7 protein-coding genes are annotated in these 7981 nt (G+C 63.7%); all 7 read right to left on the bottom strand.

What is annotated here, in order from left to right; all coding sequences use genetic code 11:
- On the bottom strand, window positions 1-1607 hold a 1607-nt coding region (locus tag CRO48_RS04275; RefSeq protein ID WP_097136630.1), incomplete at its 3' end, for a methyl-accepting chemotaxis protein.
- A gap of 193 nt (window positions 1608-1800) precedes the next feature.
- Window positions 1801-3492 (bottom strand): methyl-accepting chemotaxis protein, encoded by a 1692-nt coding sequence (locus CRO48_RS04270; RefSeq protein ID WP_097136628.1) that lies wholly within the window; start codon window positions 3490-3492, stop codon window positions 1801-1803.
- Between the two features lie 4 nt (window positions 3493-3496).
- Entirely contained in the window at window positions 3497-4024 is a 528-nt protein-coding gene (locus tag CRO48_RS04265; RefSeq protein ID WP_097136626.1) for a chemotaxis protein CheW, read from the bottom strand.
- On the bottom strand, window positions 4021-6039 hold the full coding sequence (locus tag CRO48_RS04260) for a chemotaxis protein CheA (RefSeq protein WP_097136624.1): 2019 nt from the start codon (window positions 6037-6039) through the stop codon (window positions 4021-4023). Before CRO48_RS04260 ends, CRO48_RS04265 begins: the two co-directional genes overlap by 4 nt.
- The gene (locus CRO48_RS04255) at window positions 6036-6404 is read right to left on the bottom strand and encodes a response regulator (protein WP_097136622.1); all 369 of its coding nucleotides are present in this window, start codon (window positions 6402-6404) and stop codon (window positions 6036-6038) included. The genes CRO48_RS04260 and CRO48_RS04255 overlap by 4 nt, the downstream gene beginning before the upstream one ends.
- The gene (locus tag CRO48_RS04250; protein WP_097136620.1) at window positions 6401-6733 is read right to left on the bottom strand and encodes an STAS domain-containing protein; all 333 of its coding nucleotides are present in this window, start codon (window positions 6731-6733) and stop codon (window positions 6401-6403) included. Before CRO48_RS04250 ends, CRO48_RS04255 begins: the two co-directional genes overlap by 4 nt.
- 466 nt (window positions 6734-7199) lie before the next feature.
- Entirely contained in the window at window positions 7200-7979 is a 780-nt protein-coding gene (locus tag CRO48_RS04245; protein WP_097136618.1) for a nitrilase-related carbon-nitrogen hydrolase, read from the bottom strand.
- Window positions 7980-7981 lie beyond the last annotated feature (2 nt).

Below are 7981 nucleotides of genomic sequence, written 5' to 3'. Positions count from 1 at the left end.
CGGAAGAAGGCGATCGAGGCCTGAAGCTCTTCTGCCTGGGCGGCGAGCTCTTCAGACGTTGCCGACATTTCTTCCGAGGCGCCGGCGTTTTGCTGGGTCACCTTGTCGAGCTGCTGGATCGCTTCGTTGATCTGCGAGGCGCCGATGTCCTGCTCGCGGCAGGCAGCCGAGATCTCGGCGACCAGCTCGGCGGTCTTGCGGATGTCGGGCACCAGGCGGTTCAGCATCTCGCCGGCATCGGTTGCGACCTGCACCGTTTCGCCGGAGAGCGCGCTGATTTCGGCAGCGGCGGCTTGCGAGCGCTCGGCGAGCTTGCGCACTTCCGAGGCGACGACGGCGAAGCCCTTGCCGTGCTCGCCGGCGCGCGCTGCCTCGACGGCAGCGTTCAGGGCCAGAAGGTCGGTCTGGCGGGCGATTTCCTGCACGATCGAGATCTTCTCGGCAATCGTGCGCATGGCGCCGACCGCACGACCGACGGCGTCACCGCTGGCTTCCGCGTCCTTGGCCGACTGGCGGGCGATCTTTTCCGTCTGGGCGGCGTTGTCGGCGTTCTGCTTGATGTTGGCGGCCATTTCTTCCATCGAGGCGGAGGCCTCTTCGGCGGACGATGCCTGCTCGGTCGCGCCCTGCGACAGCTGCTCGGAGGACGAGGACAGCTCCTGGCTGCCGGAGGACACGTTGTCGGAGGCCGAGAGTGCATCGCCCACGACGCCGCGCAGGCGCTCGACCATGCTCTGCAGCGAAATGCCGAGGATGTCCTTGTCTGAAAGCGGCTTCGGCGTGACCGTCAGGTCGCCGTTGGCGATCTGGTCGGCGATGTTGGCGGTGTTGCGCAGGTTGCCCGTCATGCGCTGCATTGAGTTGACGAGGTCCTTGATCTCGTCATTGCCCTTGTATTCGATGTCCTGCTCCAGGTCGCCGATGGCAACGGCATCGGCAAGTTTGGAGGCCTTCTGCAGACCGCGGGCGATGCTGAGAGAAAGCCAGATGGCTATGGCCGACGAGAGCAGTAACAGGCCGATCACCACGGTGACCAGCGCGGAGCTGATGAAGTCGTACTGCGCATTGGTCGCTGCGTCCGTTTCCTTCAGGTCCTGCTCGATCCTCTCGTTCAGGGCCGCGAGCGTGGCGAGCACCCCTTCTGTGGTCTTCGCGCCATGCCCCATCGAAAGAGAGGCCGCGCGGGCGTTGCTCTCCGTCGTGTTCAGCTGGGCGAGACGCAAGATCTCTTCCTGCGACGTCTCCCAGTCGGGATAGGCCGTGCGGAACTCAGCAATCTTGGCGCGGATGGCTTCGTTCGTTTCGCTGTCGAACAGCGCAAGCGTGCGCTCGATTACCTCATGCTGCCGCTCCACACCTTCGGCATAGCCCTTGATTTGGGTTGCATCCGTGTTGAGGACGGCGTTCTTTTCTTCGCGGATCGCCGTGAGAACGGCGTCGGAGAGATCGCTCGAGTTGCGGAGGTTTGCAGCCGGCCCCTTGATGATATCGGTGATCGCCGCATTGAGGGACGAGAGGTTCATGATGGACATGGCCGCCATGCCGCAGGTCATGGCGATGATGACGCCGAAGGCAATGGCGAGTTTCAACTTGATGGTCAGGCGCATTTCGGTGGGTCTCCTTGACCGCAGATGCAGTAGGGATATGGCAGGACAACCGCGGAAGCGGCGCCCGTTATGCGAGAAGACCGATACACTCACTCTTCCGCGGATCGCGCGAACGATCCATTGCGCCGACGCTTACACGCGCCGGGGTCGGTCGCAGCGCGCGTTCGTAGGCGCACTGCGACCTTCTTTCGGACTAGGCGCTCTGCCTGAAGTCGGAATCTTCGCTGTCCGGACCGCCCATCGACATGTCGAGGGCGAAGCCCTTGGCGCGAGCCTGCTGGGCTGCGACCGTTTGGCCCGGGGCTCTGCGCGCCGGAGCCGGAGCTGCTCGCTGAACCGCTGTCGCACGAGCGGCTGGCTTGGGAGCCGCGCCTGCAATTCTGCCGGTGTGCGCGTTGTCGACGCGGAAGAAGGCGATCGAGGCCTGAAGCTCTTCTGCCTGGGCGGCGAGCTCTTCAGACGTTGCCGACATTTCTTCCGAGGCGCCGGCGTTTTGCTGGGTCACCTTGTCGAGCTGCTGGATTGCTTCGTTGATCTGCGAGGCGCCGATGTCCTGCTCGCGGCAGGCAGCCGAGATCTCGGCGACCAGTTCTGCGGTCTTGCGGATATCGGGCACCAGGCGGTTCAGCATCTCGCCGGCATCGGTTGCGACCTGCACCGTTTCGCCGGAGAGCGCGCTGATTTCGGCAGCGGCGGCCTGCGAGCGCTCGGCGAGCTTGCGCACTTCCGAGGCGACGACGGCGAAGCCCTTGCCGTGCTCGCCGGCGCGCGCTGCCTCGACGGCGGCGTTCAGGGCCAGAAGGTCGGTCTGGCGGGCGATTTCCTGCACGATCGAGATCTTCTCGGCAATCGTGCGCATGGCGCCGACCGCACGGCCGACGGCGTCGCCGCTGGCTTCCGCGTCCTTGGCCGACTGGCGGGCGATCTTTTCCGTCTGGGCGGCGTTGTCGGCGTTCTGCTTGATGTTGGCGGCCATTTCTTCCATCGAGGCGGAGGCCTCTTCGGCGGACGATGCCTGCTCGGTCGCGCCCTGCGACAGCTGCTCGGAGGACGAGGACAGCTCCTGGCTGCCGGCGGACACGTTGTCGGAGGCAGCGAGTGCGTCACCGACGACGCCCCGCAGGCGCTCGATCATCGCATTGACATGGCCCAGCAGCTCTCCGATTTCATCCTTCGTCCGGATCTCGGCGACGGTGGTCAGGTCCCCTTCCGCAACGGTCCGCACAGCCGAGGTGGCGCGAAGCAGGCCGCGGCTGATCGTGATCGAGATCCACAGGGCCGCAAGGAAGGCGACAATCGCGGCACCGGCTGCGACGCCGATCGTGATGGTGCGGGTCGATTCATAGGCCTGTTGTGCCGCATCATTGGCGGCGGCCAGCTGCTGCTTGGACAACGCGACCAGTTCCTCGACCGCGTCATCAAGGTCATTTGCGGCCTGCCGTGCGTCGGTCACCGACAGCCGCTGCGCCTGATCGACGGAGCCGGACTGCATGAATGCACGAATGCGGTCGTCGACGGCGTTGGCCTTTTCCGCCAGTTGCTGAATATTGAGCCAGTGCGGGCGCCCCTGTTCCGATGCTATGCTCAGCGCAGTTTCGAGCGCGGTCTTCAGCTCTTCCCGCGCTTCGTCGCCTTTCGCCTCCGCGGACTGGATATCGGACTGCGACGAGGCGCCGATCAGGTTTTTCTGCTGGCGTATGCTTTGCAACTGGGCGGTGTTGATGTTTTGCACAAGCTCCAGGCGCGTGACCGGGCCGGCGACCATCGCCTCCATGGACGTGTTGAGCTGCGAGAGGCTGCGGAGGCCGTATGCGGCCGTTCCCACCAGCAGGACGATCAAAAATGCAAAGGCCAGTATCAGTTTAAGCTTAATCGTGAACTTCATGGTTTTACCTTCCGTCGCTATTTGCCGCTGCGGAGCCGGCACGCTCCCCTCGCGAATTGAAAATAGCATCCAGGTTTGGGAGGATGATGAACTCGCCATCGCGCTTGACGAGGCAATCGATGTAGTCGGCGCGCCAGCGCATGCCGACGCTCGGAGGCGGTTCACTTGCCGCGCGCAAAAGAGTGGTCACCTCATAGACACGGTCGGTACGAATACCGATGAGCGTCCGTTCGCCACTAAGGTCGAGCTCGATCACGACGATGCGGCTGTCGATGGTCGGCCTGGTCGCCTCCATGCCGAAGGCCAGCCGGATGTCGGCGAGAGGGATAACCTTCCCGCGGAAGTTGATGACGCTGCCGACGAAGGCCTGGGACCCGGGCACGCTCGTTTCAGGCAGCAGGTCGAGGATTTCCTGCACCACGATCGCTTCGATCGCGAAGGTCTCGCCATTGAGGTTGAACGTCAGCACGGCGAGTTCCTCGGCGCCGTTCCACAACCTGTCGAAATCGTGCTTGCTTGCTGCAATCGTCATCCTGCGGCCCGCAATTGCGCCTCCTGCTGTTGTCCGACGTTGATGAGGTGGATCACGTCCAGAATGAGCGCGACGCTTCCGTCGCCCAGAATGGTCGCGCCGGAGAATGTCACGACGTCATGATGGAGCTTGGACATGGATTTGATCACAGTCTGATGGTCGCCGATGATCTGGTCGACCACCAGCCCGATCCGCTCGTCGCCGGTCGAGATGACGACGACCTTCTGATAGGGATCGGGTGCGGTGCCGGTCCGAAAGAGATCGCGGAGGCGCAGATACGGCACCAGGCTGTCGCGCAGCGAGATGAAGCTCCGTCCGCGGGAGCGCAGGTCTTCTTCGAGCGAGAGTTCCAGGCATTCCTCGACGGCCGACAGCGGGATCACATAGTTGCCTGATCCGACGCGGACGAGCAGCCCGTCGATGATCGCCAGCGTCAGCGGAATGCGCAGCGAGATCTCGGAGCCCTTGCCCGGTTCGCTGCGGATGTCGATGACGCCGCGCAATGCCTCCACGGTCTTCTTGACCACGTCCATGCCCACACCGCGTCCCGAAAGGTTCGTCACCTGGGCTGCGGTGGAGAAGCCCGGCTGGAAGATGAGCTGCAGCAGTTCCTGATCCATCAGCTGCTGGCCGGGCTGAACGAGCCCGGAAGCTTCTGCTTTTGCCCGGACGCGTTCGCGGTTGATGCCCCGACCGTCGTCCTTGATGGTGATTATGACCTCGCCGCCTGATTGTCGCGCGGACAGAAGGACGCGGCCGGAGCGATCCTTGCCGGCGGCGATGCGTTCGTCCGGGAGCTCCAGCCCGTGGTCGATGGAATTGCGCACCAGATGCACGAGCGGATCGGCGAGGCGCTCGATGACCGTCTTGTCGACTTCGGTCGTCTCTCCTTCGAATTCCAGCTCGATCATCTTGCCGGTCTCGCGGGCGAGATCATGCACGAGGCGGCGGAAACGGGAGAACAGCTGGGTCACGGGAACCATGCGCAGCACCATCATCGTGTCGCGCAGTTCGCCGGACAGGCGTTCCACATCCTCCGAAACCGCGCGCAGCTGGATGTCGACGCTGGAGCCGGCAAGCTGGGACAGCCGCGACTGGGCGATGACGAGTTCGCCGACCCGGTCCATCAGTTCGTCGAGGCGTTCGGCCGGGACGCGGACGTTCTCGGCGGCCTTGCCGTTTTTCGCCTCGGCAACTGCCGGCGTTGATGCTTCGGCCCTCGCCTGCGGCTCCATGACGGCTTTTTCAGCCGCGGGTGCGGCAGGCGTGTCCGGGGCCTTGACGCCTGCGATGGGTGCGGTGGACGACTGCTGTTCGATCTGGAGCTCCATCTCGTCCATGACGAAGATGAAGACGTCGTCGATCGCCGAGCGCGGCTGGTACGTCGTCAGCGTGACCTGCCAGGATACATACAGGTCCGCCGGTTCGATCTGGTTGAGACCGGGAACCTTGGAGAGGTCAGCCCTGATCTCGCAAGTGCCGAGTTCGCGCAGTTCGTCGAGAAGACCGAGAGGGTTGGTGCCGTTGGCCATCGCATTGGACGGCAGGCGGAACGAGAGCTTCCAGGTCGTCGCCGCAGTATCTGCTGCGACAGGAGCGTTTGCTGCGAGCGGCGGCGTCACCACCGTGCCGCTGCCCCCCTGCCCGCCGACGGCGGCCTGCAGTTCGGCGAGGAGACGGTCGCCTTCTTCGGCATTGTCGCCATTCGGCCTGTCCACCAGAGCCTTCATGTGGTCCTGGGCGGCGAGAACGCAGGCAACGAGCTCAGCACTGGCCGACACTTCGCCCTTGCGTACGCGATCGAAGGCGGTCTCGCAGTGGTGGGTAAATGCGGCAAGGGCCTCGAAGCCAAACATGGCGCCGGAGCCCTTGAGTGTGTGGAGGCCGCGGAAGACGGCGTCTATCTGGTCCTGATTGGACAGATCGTGCAGCAGATCCAGAAGGCCGCCTTCTATCTGTTCGAAGAGCTCGGCGGCTTCCGTCCTGAATACCTGGATCGGGTCCAGTGTCGTCATTTGCCGAGAACCTTCTTTGCGATCTTGACGAGCTGTTCGGGATCAAAGGGCTTGGTGATCCAGCCGGTGGCGCCGGCTGCCTTGGCCCTGCTCTTCATTTCCGCGTCCGATTCCGTCGTGAGAAAGATGATCGGTATGCCCGTGTGCGCCGGCGAACTGCGCAGTGCCTCGATCATCGCAAGGCCGTTCATGTTCGGCATATTGAGATCGGTCACGATCATGTCGAATGTGCCGGCCTTGGCCTTGTTCAGACCATCGAGACCGTCCACCGCTTCGGTCACCTGATAGCCCGCACCGGTCAGGGCGATCTTCGTGGTCAGGCGAATGCTTGCCGAGTCATCGACGGTGAGAATGTGGGCGCTCATTGTTGTTCCTTCCGATGAAGCCAGAATTCGCGGTCGCGCGGGGTCATGGCGGTGATGAAGCCGGCGCGCTCCAGGGTAGAGAGAAGATTGCCCATGGCGGGCTTCTGCAGGCCGAAGGCGCGGCCGTTGAGTTCCGCGTGGCGCCGCGCTGCTTCGACAAGCTGCAGGAAGCTGAGATCGATATCCGCATCATCGGGTACGCTGAGCATTACCGGATCGGTGCTTTCGAATGCCGCCTGGAGGAGGTCGCGGACGGTGGTGGCATTGCGAATGGAGAGGCTTGGCGGAAGGACGGTGCCGTGGGGTTGAATAGTCTGCGGATCGCTCATGTCTTCATACCTTGAACGCGTGCAAGCCCCGCCTTTCGACGGAACCGAGATCTTGGCCGCGGCGTAGGCCGCAGGTTTGAGGCCGGTCGATCGGCGACGAGCGCGCGCGCCGGGCCGCGCGTCGTCACGCGCACGGCTCCGCTGTCGCGACGGTCTTCGAAACCGCACGGGAGAAACATCGACCATCGCGGGCGCGAGAAACGTCGCGCGCTTGTGGTTCAGTGCCTATGATTGTTGGAAAGGCCCGTGATGGGACCGCGTCATGCGGAAGGGGCCGCCCCTGTTCGTGGTTGCCGGGGCACACACGAATGGTTGCAGTGACATTGCGTCCTTGCAGTTAATGCCGACTTAATTTTCCCCCCACCAAAATCGAAACTGGGCAGAAAAAAGACAGATGTCTTGCCGGTTCCTTCCGGCTATTGAATGTTCCGTGGAAAGAAATGGAAGTACTTGAGGTTGTACTTCTTCAGCGGACGAGGGCGACATCCCGCAGGTAGGTATTTTCCGCCTTCGAGACGGCGTAGCCGCCCGGCTCGATCTCGGCGAAGATCAAGGCCTCGCCCTCTGCGGGTGCTGCGGCGAGAACCGTTCCGTCGGGGGCGGCGATGCGCGACAGCCCCGCATAGGCGAACAGCCCGTCGTCGCCGCAATGATCGACATAGGCGACGAAGACCTGGTTTTCGAAGGCGCGGACCTGGATCATGCGCTCGGCGATAAAGGTGCCGGATGCGCCGCGCGGCAGCGCTGTCGGAACCACGACGAGATCGACACCGGCCAGGGCCAGCCGGCGGACGTTTTCGGGAAACTCCACGTCGTAGCAGATCAGCAGGCCGAGGTTGAGCGCTCCCAGTTTCACCTGAACCGTGGCCGGCGCTTCCGCCCGAAACCATTGCCGTTCGTAGTCGCCGTAGAGGCAAGTCTTGCGATAGACGGCGTTGGTACCGATCCCGTCGGTGAAGACGGCGCTGTTATAGACGGCGTCACCGTCCTTCTCGGCAAAGCCCGCGACCAGCGCCAGTCCGTTCGCGCGCGCGATTGCGGCAAGCTGGCCTACCAGTTCCCCGTCGGCGGGAGAAGCGTGGTGGGCGAAGGCATCTGCGGCTCCGTAGCCGTTCACCGCGAGTTCGGGCGCGATCAGCAGCCTGGCTCCTGCAGCGGCGGCCTCTCTGGCGGCGCTTGCAATCCGCGCGAGGTTCGCTTCGATGTCGCCGGGCACGGCCTGCATCTGCAAAGCTGCGATCTTCATCG

It is taken from the genome of Rhizobium subbaraonis (assembly GCF_900220975.1).
GTDB lineage: Bacteria > Pseudomonadota > Alphaproteobacteria > Rhizobiales > Rhizobiaceae > Mycoplana > Mycoplana subbaraonis.
The sequence above is the reverse complement of the archived record's forward strand: the minus strand, read 5'-3'. Positions and strand labels throughout refer to the sequence as shown.

What these genes read in the sequence shown, in the direction of transcription:
- CRO48_RS04270 (WP_097136628.1), bottom strand. Translation starts at nt 3,492, where the DNA reads ATGAAGTTCACGATTAAGCTTAAACTGATACTGGCCTTTGCATTTTTG.
- CRO48_RS04265 (WP_097136626.1), bottom strand. Translation starts at nt 4,024, where the DNA reads ATGACGATTGCAGCAAGCAAGCACGATTTCGACAGGTTGTGGAACGGC.
- CRO48_RS04260 (WP_097136624.1), bottom strand. Translation starts at nt 6,039, where the DNA reads ATGACGACACTGGACCCGATCCAGGTATTCAGGACGGAAGCCGCCGAG.
- CRO48_RS04255 (WP_097136622.1), bottom strand. Translation starts at nt 6,404, where the DNA reads ATGAGCGCCCACATTCTCACCGTCGATGACTCGGCAAGCATTCGCCTG.
- CRO48_RS04250 (WP_097136620.1), bottom strand. Translation starts at nt 6,733, where the DNA reads ATGAGCGATCCGCAGACTATTCAACCCCACGGCACCGTCCTTCCGCCA.
- CRO48_RS04245 (WP_097136618.1), bottom strand. Translation starts at nt 7,979, where the DNA reads ATGAAGATCGCAGCTTTGCAGATGCAGGCCGTGCCCGGCGACATCGAA.